Annotated in this window: 13 protein-coding genes; 9 read left to right on the plus strand and 4 right to left on the minus strand. The window is 67.8% G+C overall.

Annotated elements, in window-relative coordinates; all coding sequences use genetic code 11:
• Positions 1-90: 90 nt before the first annotated feature.
• Positions 91-2910, minus strand: a complete 2820-nt coding sequence (locus tag V3391_RS11735; RefSeq protein ID WP_332078587.1) for a TonB-dependent receptor — start codon at positions 2908-2910, stop codon at positions 91-93.
• A gap of 405 nt (positions 2911-3315) precedes the next feature.
• Here V3391_RS11735 and V3391_RS11740 point away from each other — a divergent pair, with 405 nt between their 5' ends.
• Complete coding sequence (locus V3391_RS11740; protein WP_425497254.1) at positions 3316-4701, plus strand: purple acid phosphatase family protein; 1386 nt, start codon at positions 3316-3318, stop codon at positions 4699-4701.
• Entirely contained in the window at positions 4701-5309 is a 609-nt protein-coding gene (locus V3391_RS11745) for an inorganic diphosphatase (RefSeq protein ID WP_425497241.1), read from the plus strand. The genes V3391_RS11740 and V3391_RS11745 overlap by 1 nt, the downstream gene beginning before the upstream one ends.
• 19 nt (positions 5310-5328) lie before the next feature.
• On the opposite strand, the gene V3391_RS11750 is transcribed toward V3391_RS11745, so the two are convergent.
• On the minus strand, positions 5329-5643 hold the full coding sequence (locus V3391_RS11750) for a hypothetical protein (RefSeq protein WP_332078588.1): 315 nt from the start codon (positions 5641-5643) through the stop codon (positions 5329-5331).
• Here V3391_RS11750 and V3391_RS11755 point away from each other — a divergent pair.
• Positions 5642-6016 carry a hypothetical protein gene (locus tag V3391_RS11755; protein ID WP_332078589.1) on the plus strand — a complete coding sequence of 125 codons (375 nt, stop codon included), beginning with the start codon at positions 5642-5644 and terminating at the stop codon, positions 6014-6016. The two genes, V3391_RS11750 and V3391_RS11755, sit on opposite strands and share 2 nt — an antisense overlap.
• 70 nt (positions 6017-6086) lie before the next feature.
• Here V3391_RS11755 and V3391_RS11760 read toward each other — a convergent pair whose 3' ends face one another.
• Positions 6087-7583, minus strand: a complete 1497-nt coding sequence (locus tag V3391_RS11760; RefSeq protein WP_332078590.1) for an aminotransferase class III-fold pyridoxal phosphate-dependent enzyme — start codon at positions 7581-7583, stop codon at positions 6087-6089.
• A gap of 162 nt (positions 7584-7745) precedes the next feature.
• Here V3391_RS11760 and V3391_RS11765 point away from each other — a divergent pair, with 162 nt between their 5' ends.
• The 6 genes from V3391_RS11765 (at position 7746) to secF (ending at position 14167) form a co-directional block, all read left to right on the plus strand.
• The gene (locus tag V3391_RS11765; RefSeq protein ID WP_332078591.1) at positions 7746-8177 is read left to right on the plus strand and encodes an Lrp/AsnC family transcriptional regulator; all 432 of its coding nucleotides are present in this window, start codon (positions 7746-7748) and stop codon (positions 8175-8177) included.
• A 391-nt stretch (positions 8178-8568) separates the two neighbouring features.
• Entirely contained in the window at positions 8569-9609 is a 1041-nt protein-coding gene (gene queA, locus V3391_RS11770; RefSeq protein ID WP_332078592.1) for a tRNA preQ1(34) S-adenosylmethionine ribosyltransferase-isomerase QueA, read from the plus strand.
• A 25-nt stretch (positions 9610-9634) separates the two neighbouring features.
• Positions 9635-10771: a tRNA guanosine(34) transglycosylase Tgt gene (gene tgt, locus V3391_RS11775; protein WP_332078593.1), complete on the plus strand. Its 1137-nt coding sequence runs from the start codon at positions 9635-9637 to the stop codon at positions 10769-10771.
• Positions 10772-10888: 117 nt separating this feature from the next.
• Positions 10889-11227 (plus strand): preprotein translocase subunit YajC, encoded by a 339-nt coding sequence (gene yajC / locus V3391_RS11780; protein ID WP_332078594.1) that lies wholly within the window; start codon positions 10889-10891, stop codon positions 11225-11227.
• 77 nt (positions 11228-11304) lie between these two features.
• On the plus strand, positions 11305-13188 hold the full coding sequence (gene secD, locus V3391_RS11785) for a protein translocase subunit SecD (protein ID WP_332078595.1): 1884 nt from the start codon (positions 11305-11307) through the stop codon (positions 13186-13188).
• Positions 13189-13201: 13 nt separating this feature from the next.
• Positions 13202-14167 carry a protein translocase subunit SecF gene (secF, locus tag V3391_RS11790; RefSeq protein ID WP_332078596.1) on the plus strand — a complete coding sequence of 322 codons (966 nt, stop codon included), beginning with the start codon at positions 13202-13204 and terminating at the stop codon, positions 14165-14167.
• A gap of 332 nt (positions 14168-14499) precedes the next feature.
• Here the strand turns inward: secF and V3391_RS11795 are convergent, their stop codons facing one another.
• Positions 14500-15330: an inositol monophosphatase family protein gene (locus V3391_RS11795; RefSeq protein ID WP_232137004.1), complete on the minus strand. Its 831-nt coding sequence runs from the start codon at positions 15328-15330 to the stop codon at positions 14500-14502.
• Positions 15331-15418 lie beyond the last annotated feature (88 nt).

Raw genomic sequence — 15418 nt, forward strand, 5'->3', positions numbered from 1 at the left:
CGCATGCGTCTCCGCAGCGGGCGCCCCCGTCTCCGGAACGCAGAGGGGCCGGACAGGCCGGCCCCTCGTCACGCACGGTGAGGCGATGGATCAGAACTGGTAGCGCACGCCCGCCAGCCACGAGCGGCCGAAGCCTTCCATTTCCAGCACGCGGTTGCGCTGGCCCTGGAAGCGGATCTGCTTCGTGTCCTGGATGTTGTTGATCTCGCCGAACACGCTCCAGCCATCGCCGAGCGTATAGCTGGTCGAGAAATCCAGGCTGGCGCGGTCGTTCCAGTACACGTTTAGTTCCGGATTGCTGATATCGAAGGACTGGATGAACTTCGAGCGGTAGTTGTAGGCCAGACGCGCGTTGAGACCGGACTTCTCGTAGGTCAGGGCGACGTTGTAGTTCGTCCGCGAGGTGCCCGGCAGTTCGGTCTCGCCCAGATCGAACGGCAGCTCGGCCTTCGACTTCGCGTAGGTGTAGTTGGCGTAGACGCCCAGACCCGAGAGGGCACCCGGCAGCCTGTCGAAGGTCTGCTGCCACGACAGTTCCGCGCCGTAGATGCGACCCTTTTCGCCGTTCTCGGCGCGGGTGATCCGGAAGACCTGGCCGGGACCGGCGGCCTCGTCGCGCGAAGCGACGAACAGCGGGTCGTCGATGCGCTTGTAGAACAGCGCCGCCGACATCAGGCCGAGCGGTCGCAGGTAATGCTCGAACGACAGGTCCAGGTTGTGCGCGAATGCTTCGCGGACCAGCGGATTGCCTTCGCTGATGGCGATCACGTTGAGATCGTCCGCCTCGCCGATCACCCGGTAGGGCGCGGTGTGTATGAAGTCCGGGCGGTTGATCGCGGTGGAGTAGGCGGCGCGCAGGATGGAGTCCGGATTCGCTTCGTAGCGGAAATGCAGGCTCGGCAGCACGTTGCCGTAGCTGCGGCTGGCGGTCTGCGGCAGCACGTCGCCGCTGTCTTCGTCGAACTGCAGCGCGCTGCCTTCGAGCTCGGTGCGCTCGTAGCGCACACCGGCGATCATCGTCAGCGCATCCCAGTTGGCATCGATGCGCGCGTAACCCGCGTAGACGTTCTCTTCGGCCCGGTAGTCGCCGGTCAGCGAGTCGGGGATCAAACGCGCGTGATTGCCACTCTCGAGCAGCGGGCCGGCGTACTTGTCGAAGATGTCGCGGCAGAAGCGGCGACCGGTCAGGAAGTAATCGAAGTTGTTCGACAGGCTGTCACACAGCATGTCCGAATAGCGGATGCCGAGGCCGGCGAAGTCGGAGGCGCTGCCGTTGCGGTAACGCTCGTCGTCGAACATCTTGTCGCGCTGGCGGGCGCGGACGCCGAACTTGATGTCGCCGCTGTCGCCCAGGAACGTCTGCTGGCGCCCAAGGTCCACGCGCAATGCGTTCTCGTCTTCCTCGCCGTATTCGTAACGATCGTTGAGGCGACGGAACGCGTACCAGCTCTCCGGAAGGTTGACGCCGCTGGCCGGCGCGTCGGGACGGCCGAGAATGGTCCAGGTCGGGAAGTCCGGATTGGCATAGTCGTAGGCGAACTGCGGACGCACGCTGGAGCGGAAGATGTACTGCATGCGCGGACTGGTGGTCTTGGTAGCCCGGCTCTGCGAGGCCTGCCAGTCGAGCTTCCACATCTCGCCGAGGAAATGCTCACCGGCGAGGTTGTAGGTGCGGATGGACTTGTCGTAGGTGCGCTCGCGCAGCTCCTTGTCGAACGTCGCGCGCGCGCGGCCGGTGGTCTCGTCGGAGCCGGTGGCGTAATTGTCGAGCGCGATCGTCAGGTTGTCGCGGAACTCGCGGTCGACGAAGTTCGAGTCCGACACGACGAAGTAGACCAGGTTGTCGGGGTTGATGCGGTAATCGAAACGACCGGTGATGCCCTTGCGCGTGCGCAGGCCTTCGTAGTCCTTGATCTGGATTTCGCTGGGCGCGAACGTGTCGGCGCCGATGCGGCTGTACAGCGTTTCCACGTTGTCGGTGAAGCGCCCCTGCTTGCTGATCGAGCCGGAGATCAGTACGCCGATGTTGCCATCGGCGCCGAAGCGGTTGCCGATGGTGGCGTTGTAGCGCTGGTTGTCGCCGTCGCCGAGCTGGTACTTGCCGCCCGCCGCCGACGCGCGCAGCGTCAGGCCTTCGCGGTCCAGCGCGCTCTGCGTGCGGATGTTGATGTTGCCGGCGATCGCGTCACCGTCCATGTCCGGGGTGATCGCCTTGGTGACTTCGAGCGCGGCGATGACGTCGGAGGGAATCGTGTCCAGCTCCACGCCGCGGCTGGCGGCATCGGGATTGGCCAGCTGCACGCCGTCGATCGTGACGGTGGTGAACTCTTTCGGCGCACCGCGCACGGTGACGTAGCGGCCTTCGCCCTGGTCGCGTTCGATCGACACGCCCGGGATGCGCTGCGTGGATTCGGCGATGTTGTTGTCCGGGAACTGGCCCAGCAGATCGGCCGAAACCACGTTGACGTAATTCGTCGAAGCGCGCTGCTGGTTGAGCGCCATGGCCTGCGCGTCGCGGCTGGCGCGCACTTCGACCACGCCCATGTCGGTCGCGGCCACCGTGCTGCGCAGCGTGACCTCGACCTGCGCGCCGCGGGTGTCGCCGACTTCGACGTCGGACAGGTGGCGCGTATAGCCGAGATAGTCGACCTGCAGCGGATAGCGGCCCGGCGCCAGGCCGGTCACGCGGAAGAAGCCTTCGCGGTCGGTGCTGACCTGGCGGCCGTCGACGGTGACGATCGCGCCTTCGAGCGACACACCGCGCGAGGCTTCGCTGACCTTGCCGACGATCGTGTTCGCCATGGCGGCGATCGTGTCGACGCTCGACGGCTGTGCGGTGGCGGGCTGCGGGCAGGCCAGGGCGAGCGTGGCGGCGATGGCCGCGGCGAGGACGGTACGACTGGGTGACATGGGGACTCCGATGAGGGCTGCGTGTGTCGAGGGCATGGCGAAGCCGCCGCCGTCACGTCGCGGAAAGCGGCGTGCGTTGCGTGGTCTGCGTCGTGGCGTACGTCGCCCGTCGGCGACGACCCGTTCCCCCGGGGTCGGCATCTTGCGACGCTTCGATGACAGTTCTGTTGTGGCGACGCGTCAGTGCGATGTCGCGGCGTGCATGCAACGTGTCTGCAACTTCGCGCGGCGATCATGACGCGCTGTGTCGATACGCATGACCGTCCCGCGACATCGATGCGACGGTGAGATGGCGGTCGCCGCATCACCTCTCCAGACCCGCTTCTTCGACATCCGCCGTGCGCGACGCGTTCGCCTGCAGCGGATGCGGTTCCACACAAGGACACCTCCCCGATGAAATACGCGCTGCCCGCACGCCTGCCCCGTCTTCTGCTGCTGAGCGCCGCGCTGCTCGCGATGCCGCTTCACGCCGGCGCCGCCGGCGAGACGCGCGTCGAGCCGAACACGCTCGTACCCGAAGGCGTGATGCGCTACGCGCCGAGCGTGTTTCCCGATCGCATCGTCGCCTCGCCCGCGCAGGACGCCTCGACGGGCTTCGGCGTGTCCTGGCGCACGGCAGCTTCGGTCGAGTCGCCGGTGCTGGAACTCGTCTTCGCCGGCGATTCGCCGGACATGGGCCCGCGTCGGCGCATCCCCGCGCGCAGCGCCTCGCTCGAAGGCGAGAACGGCGCGGCGCAGTTCCATCGCGCGCAGGTCGACGGCCTGCAGCCCGATACGCTCTACGCATGGCGCGTGCAGGGCGGCGGCACCTGGAGCCCGTGGATGCAGACGCGCACCGCGGCCGCGGCCGATGCGCCGTTGACGCTGCTCTACTTCGGCGACACCCAGAACAAGAACGCGAGCCTGAGCACGCGCGTGCTGCGCGAAGCGCACCGGCAGGCGCCCGACGCGAAGCTCGCGCTGTTCGCCGGCGATCTGGTCAGCGGTGGCGACGGCGAGGACGACAACGAGTGGGGCGAGTGGTTCGACGCGGTCGGCCCGCTGGCGACGATGGTCGTCAACGCACCGGCACCGGGCAATCACGAGTACTGGGAAGAGTTCGAGGACACGCCGCAGGAGCGTCGCGTGCTCGGCGGCCACTGGCCGCGGACGTTCGCGCTGCCGGCCAATGGCGCGCCCGGTGCGGAGCAGACCAGCTACTGGTTCGACTATCAGGGCGTGCGCGTGGTGGTGCTCGACGGCACGTCCGCGCTCGATCTCGGCACCGCCGCAGCGCAGGCCGCGTGGTTGGATCGCACGCTGGCCGCCAATCCGCATCCGTGGTCGATCGCACTGATCCACCAGCCGATGTATTCGCCGCGCCAGGATCGCGACAACGTCGCGCTGCGCGAGCAGGTGCTGCCGGTGCTGGAGCGCCGCCGCGTCGATCTGGTGCTGCAGGGCCACGACCACGTCTATGGCCGCCGCCCCGGCGAGGACGCGAAACGCGCGACGCCGCAGTACCTCGTGTCGGTGGTCGGCGCGAAGCAGTACCGCCTGTCGGATGGCGCCCGCCGCGACATGGCGCCGACCGCCGAGGACACCCAGCTGTTCCAGGTGATCCGCCTCGACGGCGACACGCTGCACTACGAATCGCGCACCGCGACCGGCCGCCTCTACGACGCGTTCGAGATCCGCGGCGCGACGCCGGAGACACGCACGCTGCACGAGATCACCGAAGGCCGCATCGCACCGCGCGACTGCGCGCGTGACGAGACGCTCAAGGGACGTGCCGACCGGTGCTGGGAGTGATGCACGTGCGCACCCGACTGTCCGCAACGCTGCTCGCCGCCGCGCTGGCCTGCGCGATCCCCTTCGCGGCGCATGCCGCGACACCGCCCGCGCACGATCGCCAGCCGGCGAACGCGCCGGAGGAGGCCGTGCTGCTGGTCGAGATTCCGGCCGGCAGTTTCACCAAGTACGAGAGCGATGCGGAAGGCCGGATCTTCGTCGACCGGTTCCTGTCGATGCCGATGGCCTACCCGGCGAACTACGGCTCGATGCCCGGCACGCATGCCGGCGACGGCGATCCGCTCGACGCACTGGTGCTGACGCGCGCGCCGCTGCATCCGGGCGTGCTGATCCGTTTCCGCCCGCTGGGCGTGCTGCGGATGATCGACGGCGGCGACGCCGACGAGAAGATCATCGGTGTGCCGGTCGACGACGTGGATCCGACGTATGCCGGCATCCGCTCGATCGACGACCTGCCCGCGATGGAGCGCGAGCGCATCGAGGCGTTCTTCCGCGTCTACAAGGATCTGCCGGCCGGCAGCAAGCGCGTGGAACTGCGTGGCTGGGGCGGGGTGGACGAAGCGAAGACGGTAATGCGCGCGGCGAAGGACGGCTTCGACGCGAGGTGAGCGCGCACCGCGTCGCGCTTCAACTGCAGAACTGCTCGCGGGCCAGCACCGCGTCCTGCAGCAGGGCGCGTTCGCGGGGCGATGGCATGTCGGGTGTGGCCGCGATAAGCCCGCGGATCGCCGGGCACGGGCTGTCGGTATAGCCGGGCGGCCACAGGCCCACGAGTTGCGCGAAGCCGCGGACGACATCTTCCGGCGTGATCTGGCGGCGCATCCGGAAACGTTCCGGGCGCGCCTCGAATGGCGTGCGCCACGCATCGCGTTGGCCCGGCAGACGTTCGGCGAACGCGATGGGCGCGGTGTCACCCAGCAGCGCGCCGTAGTCGAGACGCATGGCGGCGTCGGGTGCTGTGTGCGTCGTGTCCGTCGCGGGATCGGGCGCGGTGCGGGATGGGACTGTCGCCCGACGCGGCATCGGTGCGCGCGTATCGGCGATCGCGGGCGGGGCCAATGGGGTAGGGCTGGCCGAAGACAGCGGCGCCGGCGTCAAAAACACCAACTCGATCGCAACGGCGGGCCTGCCGGACACCCGCGCGTCCCGCGCGGGCAGCCAGTGCAGTACCGCGATGCCGAGCAGGACGGTGAGACCGGCGGATGCGATGCGCGCGACCGTGTCGCTCGCGAACAGTCGTGCCGCGCGGTGGCGGCTGCGGGATCCGGCGGAATACGCCACATCGATTTCCTTCCATGGAATCGATGCAGATTAATCGAAGGGCCCGCTTGCGCGCACGCGGGCCCGATCGGCCTTCCGCGGCGGAAGGCGATCGGCGCGGACCGTCAGGCCGCCGCTGCGCTCGTCTGGCGAGGACCTTCGCGCAATGCCTTGCCGACCATCGACACGACCAGCGCGATCTCGGCGTCGTCGATGTTGAAGTGCGGCGTGAAGCGCAGCGAATTGGTGCCGCCGTGGATGACGCCCAGACCCTGCTCGCGCAGCCATTCCTCGGTCGAGCCGGCGCCGTAGCACTTGAACTGCGGCGCCAGTTCGCAGGAGAACAGCAGGCCGGTGCCCTGGACCTTGGTGATCAGGCCGCCGAGTTCCGCCTTCAGCGCTTCGAGCGCTTCGACCGACTTGCGGCCGGCGTCGCGGATGTTGGCGCGCACTTCGGGCGTGAGCTGCGCGAGCACGGCGCAGGCGACTTCCAGTGCACGCGGATTGGCGGTCATCGTGTTGCCGTAGACGCCGCTCTTGTAGAGCTGCGCGGTGCGTTCGGTCACGGCGAGCACCGACAGCGGGTACTGGCCGGCGTTGAGCGCCTTCGAGTAGGTCTCCATGTCCGGCGCGTCGAGGCCTTCGAAGCCGGGATAGTCGGCGACCGACAGCACGCCGTGCGCGCGCAGGCCGGCCTGGATCGAATCCACCAGCAGCAGGCTGCCGTGTGCGCGGGTGAGTTCGCGGGCGACGGCGTAGAACGCCGGCGGCAACGCGCGGCCGGGATCGCCTTCGCCCATCACCGGCTCCAGGAACACCGCTTCGACGAACCAGCCGTTCGCATCCGCATCGGCGAAGGCCTGGCGAAGCGCGTCGGCGTCGTAGGGTGCGATCGCGATCAGCGAATTCTCGTCGCGGAAGCTCGCGAGGTACTTCTTGTAGGTCGCGCGCGAGGAATCGGAATACAGCGCCGGGCGCTCGGTGCGGCCGTGGAAGCTGCCCTTGACGACGATGCGCTTGACCGTGCGGCCGGCGTGGCGGCCACCCGGATCGGTCTGCGTGCGCGTGTTGATATCGGCAATGCGCGCGGCGAGACCGACCGATTCCGAGCCGGAGTTCAGGCACAGGAAATGGCTGTACGGCGAGCCGCCGCGGGTGTGGCCGATCTCGCGGCGCAGGGCACGATCGAGCTTCAGCTGCGACAGGCTGGGCGTCATGATGTTGGCCATCGGCACCGGCTGCGCCATCGCGTCGATCACGGCCTTGGGCGTGTGGCCGAAGCCGAGCATGCCGTAGCCGCCCGAATCGTGGAGCACGGCGCCCTTGAGCGTGACGATCCACGGGCCGCGCGCGGTCAGCGCGACGTACGGGTTCACCGCGTCCCCGGGGTAGAAATTGATGTAGCCGGCCTGCACGGCGCGCGCCTGCGCATCCTCGTCCAGGTCGAGCAGATCGGCGAAGTCCTGCTGCAGCTGCGCGTGCGCGTCGACGGCGGCGTGCGCGGCTTCGAGAAGCTCGGGGTGCGTCGCGGCGAAGCGTTCGAGCACATCGTCCGGCAGACCGGTGGTGCGGCGCGTGCCGCCATGGGCGCGCAGCGGGGCGAGGATCTGGATCACGGACATGCGAATCACTCCTTGGGACGTCGGGGAGGGCCGGCAGCACACCTGTTCGATCCAGCGGCGCCGGCGCTCTCTCCATTATCTGGACGATTCCGTCGGACGGAAGCGACGGAACGCCGAAGGAATCGTAGAATTTCGGCAGATCGCCGAACCGTGCCCGTGCCCATGTCCACCGAATCCGCCGATGTCCGCCTGCTGATGCTGCTGCGCGAGAACGCGCGCCTGTCGACCGCGGAAATCGCGCGCCGGCTGGGCCTGTCGCGCACCACGGTGCAGAGTCGCATCGAACGGCTGGAGCGCGAAGGCGTGATCAGCGGCTACACCGTGCGCGTGCGCGACGACTTCGAGCAGGGCCACATCCGCGCCCAGATCATGATCACCGTGCGTCCGCGGCAGACCACGCCGGTGGTGACCGCCCTGCGGGCGATCGATGCGGTGCGCGCGCTGCATTCGGTCAGCGGGCCCTATGACCTGATCGCGCTGGGCGTGGTGCCGACGGTGGCCGACATGGACGCACTGACCGACCGCATCGGCTGCATCGAAGGGGTCGAGCGGACGACGTCGTCGATCATCCTGTCGACGAAGTTCGAAAGATGAATCTGTCTTCCGCTTGCGGAAGACGCGCTGGCCCCTCTTCCTCGGGGAGAGGGGAGGACCATCGGCGGATGCCGATGGTGGGGTGAGGGCGGGGCTCGCGGATCGACCCAACACCTCTCCCCCCGGGAGAGGTCGATGCGCGTAGCGCATCGGGTGAGGGCAGGGCTTTCCAGCCGTCCCGTCCTGTCATCCCGGAATGAAAAGCACCCTCACCCCAACCCCCGCTCCGCGCCCCAGCCCTCGCTTCGCCGCGAGGGCGTTCATCGACACGCGAGCCAGTGGCTCGCCAACGTCTTTCTTCACCCCAAAGGGAGAGGGGCTCAAGCTTCGCCCCGCCGACCTCGTTGTCTGCCTTCATTACAATGTCTCCCCCGCATTCCCCGCCGATCTCTTGAAGAAGTCCGACTTCCACTTCGACCTGCCCGAACATCTGATCGCCCAGGCCCCCTTGGCCGAGCGCTCGGCGAGCCGGCTGCTGGTCGTGCCGCCAGGCCAGGGCGCGTTCGAGGATCGGCACGTTCGCGACCTGCCGGACCTGCTGCAGCCGGGCGATCTGCTGATCTTCAACGACACGCGGGTGATTCCGGCGCGGCTGTTCGGGCAGAAGGACAGCGGCGGGCGCGTGGAAATCCTGATCGAGCGGCTGCTGCCCGGCAACGAGGCGCGGGCGCAGATCGGCGCGAGCAAGTCGCCCAAACCCGGCGGCCGCATCCAGCTCGATGCCGGTGGCAGCGCCGAGGTGCTGTCGCGCGACGAGGGCTTCTATCACCTGCGGTTCGAGCTCGACGACACGCTCGAATCCTGGCTGCTCAAGGCCGGGCGCATGCCGTTGCCGCCCTACATCCGGCGCGAGCCGGGCCAGGACGACGCCGAGCGCTACCAGACCGTATTCGCGCGCGAAGTCGGCGCGGTCGCGGCGCCGACGGCCGGTCTGCATTTCGACGACGCGCTGCTCGCGCGCCTGCGCGCGCGCGGCATCGACTTCGGTCACGTCACCCTGCACGTCGGCGCCGGCACCTTCCTGCCGATGCGCGTCGAAGACGTCCGCGAGCACCGCATGCACAGCGAGTGGCTCAACGTCGGCGCCGAGCTCGTCGCGCAAATCCGCCGCACGAGAGAGGCGGGTGGTCGCGTGATCGCCGTCGGCACGACGGTCGTGCGTGCGCTGGAAAGCGCCAGCGTCGACGGCGAACTGCATCCGTTCGCCGGCGAGACGCAGATCTTCATCTTCCCCGGCTACCGCATCCGCAGCGTCGACGCGATGGTGACCAATTTCCATCTGTCCGAATCCACGCTGCTGATGCTGGTCTCGGCGTTCGCCGGCAAGGACCGCGTGTTCGCCGCCTACGACCATGCCGTGCAGGCGGAATACCGCTTCTTCTCCTATGGCGACGCGATGCTGCTGTGGGGCGCGCACGCGCCCGCCGCCTGACCGTCGTCCGCGATCAAGAGTCTCCATGTCCAGATTGCAGTTCGAGCTGATCACCACCGATGGCGTCGCGCGCCGCGGCCGCCTGACGTTTCCGCGAGGCACCATCGAAACGCCCGCCTTCATGCCGGTCGGCACCTACGGCACGGTCAAGGGCGTGCTGCCCGAGCAGGTGCGCGCGCTGGGTGCGGAGATCATTCTCGGCAACACCTTCCATCTGTATCTGCGTCCGGGCCTGGAGGTCATCGAGGCGCATGGCGGCCTGCACGGCTTCGCGCGCTGGGACAAGCCGATCCTCACCGATTCCGGCGGTTTTCAGGTCTTCTCGCTGGCGCACAAGCGCAAGATCACCGAGGAAGGCGTCACCTTCGCCGCGCCGACCGATGGCGCGAAGGTGTTCCTCGGGCCCGAAGAAAGCATGCGCATCCAGAAAGTGCTCGATTCGGACATCGTGATGATCTTCGACGAGTGCCCGCCGGTGCAGATCGACGGCAAGCCGGTGCATCCGCGCGTGGTCGAAAAATCCATGGAGCTGTCGCTGCGCTGGGCCGCGCGCTCCAAGCGCGCGCACGAGGGCAACGATGCGGCGCTGTTCGGCATCGTGCAGGGCGGCGTGCACCACGACCTGCGTACGCGCTCGGCGGAAGGTCTGAAGGACATCGGCTTCGACGGTTACGCGATCGGCGGCCTGGCCGTCGGCGAAACCGAGGACGAGCGCAACGCGATGCTCGACCACACCGCGCCGCAGCTGCCCCAGGACCGCCCGCGCTATCTGATGGGCGTAGGCCGGCCGGAAGATCTGGTCGAAGCGGTCGCGCGCGGCGTCGACATGTTCGACTGCGTGATGCCCACCCGCAACGCGCGCAACGGGCATTTCTTCACCTCGACCGGCGTGATCCGCATCCGCAACGCGAAGTTCGAGAAGGACCTGCGGCCGATCGAGGAGGGCTGCGGCTGCGAGGCCTGCAGCGGCGGCTTCACCCGCGCCTACCTGCGGCATCTGGACCGCTGCGGCGAGATGCTCGGGCCGATGCTCGGCACCCTGCACAACCTCTGGTACTACCAGACGCTCATGGCCGACATGCGCGCGGCGATCGCCGCGGGAACCTTTGCCGCGTTCCGGGAGTCTTTCTACAGCGCCCGGGCGGGGAATCCGGGCGCCTGAGCCGTCCCGGCGACGTCTCCGGCCCCATCACCGCCCATTCACCCGCGACCCGGCCTGCGCCCGCGCCCGGCCGTGTCATAATCGCCCGCTGTCTGTTTTCGACCCATGGATGCTCCGATGAATCTGCTGGACCTTGTGATCGCCCCCGCCCACGCCGCTGCCGCCGCACCTGCCGGCCCCAGCATGCTGTCGACGCTGGCCTTCCCGATCATCCTGATCGCGATCATGTACTTCCTGATGATCCGCCCGCAGATGAAGCGCACCAAGGAACACCGCGCGATGCTCGAGAAGCTGTCGGTCGGCGACGAGGTCATCACCAACGGCGGCATCGCCGGCGTGGTGCGCAACATCGGCGACAGCTTCCTGACGATCGAAATCGCCGAGCGCGTGGAAATCCGCGTGCAGAAGGGTGCGGTCGGCAACGTGCTGCCCAAGGGCACGCTGAAGTCCGCCTGATCCCGATCGTCGATCGTTGATCCTTCGTTCCGTCATCTCTCCAGGCGCCGCCCGCGTGCGGCGTCCGAGGCAAGGCAATGCTTGAATTCCCGCGTTGGAAATATGCCCTCATCCTGGTCGTTCTGGTGCTGGCCGCGCTGTACGCGCTGCCCAATGCCTACCAGAAGAACCCGTCGGTGCAGATCACCCCGAGCACCAGCGAGGCGCGCATCGACGAGGCGCTGAAGACGCGGGTCGACGGACTGCTCAAGGCCGCCGGCGTGACGCCGGTCGGCACCGAGATCGACGAGAACCACCTGCTGTTGCGCCTGCACGATGCCGATGCGCAGACGCTGGCGTCCGACACGCTGCGTCCGGAACTGGGTGAGAACTATTCGGTCGCGCTGAATCTGGCTTCGACCGTGCCGGACTGGCTGTCGAACATGGGCGCGCGTCCGATGTCGCTGGGTCTGGACCTGCAGGGCGGCGTGCATTTCGTGATGCAGGTCGACCAGGCCGCGGCGCTGCAGAAGCGCGTCGAGGGCTACGCCGACAGCATCCGCACGGTGTTGCGTGACGCGCGCATCGGCTATTCCAGCGTCGAGCGTCGCCCCGACAACAGCATCGGCGTGGTGCTGACCGAAGGCGCCGACGTCAACGCCGCGCGGACGCAGATCGCGACCAGCCTCGCCAGCGCCTCCGGCCAGACCGTTGGCGGCAGCGGCCCGCAGATCACGACCGAAGGCAACCGCATCACCGTACGCCTGTCGCAGGGCGAGATCTCGCGCATCGCCAGCGACGCGGTCGAGCAGAACCGCACCGTGATCTCCAACCGCATCAACGCGATCGGCGTCGCCGAGCCGGTGCTGCAGCGTCAGGGCGAAGACCGTCTGGTCATCCAGCTGCCCGGCCTGCAGGACACCGCTGAAGCCAAGCGCCTGATCGGCGCCACCGCGACCCTCGAGTTCCGCGCCGTCACCGGCGACGAGAACCAGGCCGCGGCTGCGGTCGCGTCGGGCAACATCCCAGCCGATTCGCGCATCTACTACAACGACGCCGGTACGCCGCTGCTGCTGTCGCGTCGCGTGCTCGTACAGGGCGATCAGTTGATCAACGCGAATCCGCAGACCGATTCGCAGACCGGCACCCCGGCCGTGGGCATCACGCTCAACAGCGCCGGCGGCAAGCGCATGCTCGACCACACGCTGCAGAACGTCGGTCAGCGCCTGGGCATCGTGTACGTCGAGCGGATTCCGACCGTGCGCATGGTGAATGGCGAAGAAGTGCGTTCCTCGCGCAGCGTCGAGCGCGTGATCAGCTCCTCGACCATCCGCGGCGTATTCGGCCGCGAGTTCCAGACCACCGGTCTGAGCCGCGAGGAATCCACCGATCTGGCGAGCCAGCTCAAGGCCGGTGCACTGGCCGCGCCGATGGACTTCGTCGAAGAACGCGTCGTCGGTCCGAGCCTGGGCGCGGAGAACGTCGAGCGCGGCGTGACCGCGGTGCTGTACGCGTTCGTGTTCACCCTGATCTTCTTCCTGTTCTACTACCGCATGTTCGGCGTCGTCACCTGCCTGGCGCTGATCCTGAACCTGCTGATCGTGGTCGCGGTGATGTCGCTGTTCGGCGCCACGATGTCGCTGCCCGGCTTCGCCGGCCTGGCGCTGTCGATCGGTCTGTCGGTCGACGCCAACGTGCTGATCAACGAGCGCATACGCGAGGAGCTCAGGGCCGGCATGCCGCCCAAAGCGGCGATCGTGACCGGCTACGAGAAGGCCTCGGACACCATCTTCGACTCCAACCTCACCGGCATCATCGCGGGTACCGCGTTGTACGCCTTCGGCACCGGCCCGTTGCAGGGCTTCGCGGTGACGCTGGTGATCGGCATCATCGCATCGATGTTCACCGCAATCGTCGTCTCGCGCGCACTGGTCACGCTGATCTATGCACCGCGCAAGAAGCTCAAGTCCCTGGCGATCTGACGGAATAGACCCCATGAAAATTTTTCCGTTGACACTCGTCCCCAATGACACCCGCATCGACTTCCTGCGGCTGCGACATGTGTGGATCGCAATGTTCCTGTTGCTGTTCGTCGGCTCGTTCGCCGTCGTCGGCCTGAAGGGCTTCAACTTCGCACTCGACTTCACCGGCGGTACCGCGGTGAACGTCCGCTTCGACCAGCCGGTCGGCGTCGACGACGTGCGCGAACGCCTCGAGAATGCAGGCATCTCCAATGCCCAGGTGCAGACCTACGGCAGCGGCAACGATCTGCTGATCCGTGTGCGCGGCGACGAGACCCAGACAAGCGTGGACGGCAACACGGAGCTCGCCCAGAACGTGCTTGCGGCGGCGTCCAGCGAAACCAATCCAGCCCGCATTCTGAGCACCGAGTCGATCGGCGCGCAGGTCTCGGGCGACCTGCGCAAGAACGCGATCTACGCCGCGATCTTCGTGCTGGTGGGCTTCCTGCTGTACATCAGCGTGCGCTTCGAATGGAAGTTCGCGGTGGTCGCCAGCGTCACGACGCTGTTCGACGTCATGGTGGTCGCAGCGATGTTCTCGCTGACCGGTCGCGAGTTCGACCTGACGGTGATGGCCGGCCTGCTGTCGGTGATGGGCTTCTCGATCAACGACACCATCGTGGTCTTCGACCGCGTGCGCGAGAACTTCCGCGGCATGCGTGCGGCGCCGCTGGATGTGTTCAACCGGTCCATCAACCAGACCCTGTCGCGCACGATCATCACCTCGCTGGCGTTCTTCCTGACCACGCTGGCGCTGTTCCTCTACGGCGGTGGTTCGCTCGAAGGCCTGGCGCTGACCCAGATGATGGGCGCGGTGGTCGGTACGGTGTCCTCGATCTTCATCGCGTGCCCGCTGCTGACCTACGGCATCCTGCGTGTGACCAAGCAGGACCTGCTGCCGAAGGCCAAGGACGAGGAAGCGCTCGCGCGTCGTCCCTGATCCCGCGTATCCGGTCCGCGTCACGCGGATCGGACCGGTTGTACGAAGAAGCCGCGCGCTGCGCGGCTTTTTCGTGGGCGAACGGTGCGGCGAGGTGACCGTAAGGAGGGGTAGAACGCAGCGAAACCATCGTCGTGGTGCCTGCGAATCGGGAGGCGCGGCAGGTCGCGCCGTCGGCGATGACGCGCGGTGCTCCGTATCGCGTTGCCGAGCGGGCAATCGATGGGTTTCGCTGCGCTCTACACATCCTGTGAGAACGCAGGCGCGGCTCGTATCCCAACAAAAAAGGCCGCACTTGCGCGCGGCCCTTCCGATCCAGCCGATCCGGCGGCTTACGCGAATTCTTTCGCGTAGCCCGAGTCGACCAGCGTCTTCTGCAGCGGCGCGACGATGTGCACGTTGCCGGCAATGACCTGACGGCCACCAGCGAACGCGACGTGCAGCGGGCCACCCGGGCCGCCCTTGAAGTCGCTGACGCGGCCGCCGGCCTCGCGGACCAGCAGCACACCCGCCGCGATGTCCCAGGGATGCACGCCGGCTTCGAAGTAACCGTCGGTACGCGCCGCGGCGACGTAGGCCAGGTCCAGCGCGGCCGAACCGGTGCGGCGCACGTCCTCGGCCGACTCCAGCAGCGCCTCGACCGCACGCAGCTGGGCGCCGACACGCTTGCGCTCGCGCGGGGCGAAGCCGGTGCTGAGCATCGCGCCGGTCAGTTCGCGGCGTTCGGACACGCGGATGCGACGCTCGTTGAGCTGGGCGCCGGCGCCCCGCGTGGCGGTAAACAGTTCGTTGCGCAGCGGATCGAAGATCACCGCGTGCAGTGGCTCGCCGCCCTCGACCAGCGCGATCGACACGCACCAGTGGGGCAGGCCACGCAGATAGTTGCTGGTGCCGTCGAGCGGATCAATGACCCAGGTGTAGCGGCTCGGGCCGCCACGGCCCGGCTTGGCGCCGCCTTCTTCGCCGAGCACGGCGTACTCGGGATAGGCGCGGCGCAGTTCCTTGACGATCGCATCTTCGGCGAGGCCGTCGACCTCGCTCGCGTAATCGTGGCGCGCTTTCTCGACGACGTTGAGCGCATCGAGCTTGTGCATGTTTCGCAACAGGACGCCACCGCCGGCGCGCGCCGCCTTGACCATGACATTGACAGCAGGTTGAAGCATCGCGGACGACTCCGGGCGCGGGCAGGATCGAGGGGGAAAAGAGCAGTGCCGGCGCGAGGCCGGTCGGGCAGTTTACCATTCGCGCCAT

Source organism: Luteimonas flava, assembly GCF_036584485.1.
Classification (GTDB): domain Bacteria; phylum Pseudomonadota; class Gammaproteobacteria; order Xanthomonadales; family Xanthomonadaceae; genus Luteimonas; species Luteimonas flava.

Excerpts from the sequence above, each read along its gene's own strand:
- V3391_RS11745 (WP_425497241.1), top strand. The coding sequence starts at position 4,701 with ATGCACGTGCGCACCCGACTGTCCGCAACGCTGCTCGCCGCCGCGCTG.
- secD (WP_332078595.1), top strand. The coding sequence starts at position 11,305 with ATGCTTGAATTCCCGCGTTGGAAATATGCCCTCATCCTGGTCGTTCTG.
- V3391_RS11755 (WP_332078589.1), top strand. The coding sequence starts at position 5,642 with ATGGCGGCGTCGGGTGCTGTGTGCGTCGTGTCCGTCGCGGGATCGGGC.
- yajC (WP_332078594.1), top strand. The coding sequence starts at position 10,889 with ATGAATCTGCTGGACCTTGTGATCGCCCCCGCCCACGCCGCTGCCGCC.
- secF (WP_332078596.1), top strand. The coding sequence starts at position 13,202 with ATGAAAATTTTTCCGTTGACACTCGTCCCCAATGACACCCGCATCGAC.
- V3391_RS11765 (WP_332078591.1), top strand. The coding sequence starts at position 7,746 with ATGTCCACCGAATCCGCCGATGTCCGCCTGCTGATGCTGCTGCGCGAG.
- V3391_RS11795 (WP_232137004.1), bottom strand. The coding sequence starts at position 15,330 with ATGCTTCAACCTGCTGTCAATGTCATGGTCAAGGCGGCGCGCGCCGGC.
- V3391_RS11750 (WP_332078588.1), bottom strand. The coding sequence starts at position 5,643 with ATGCGTCTCGACTACGGCGCGCTGCTGGGTGACACCGCGCCCATCGCG.
- tgt (WP_332078593.1), top strand. The coding sequence starts at position 9,635 with ATGTCCAGATTGCAGTTCGAGCTGATCACCACCGATGGCGTCGCGCGC.
- V3391_RS11735 (WP_332078587.1), bottom strand. The coding sequence starts at position 2,910 with ATGTCACCCAGTCGTACCGTCCTCGCCGCGGCCATCGCCGCCACGCTC.
- V3391_RS11760 (WP_332078590.1), bottom strand. The coding sequence starts at position 7,583 with ATGTCCGTGATCCAGATCCTCGCCCCGCTGCGCGCCCATGGCGGCACG.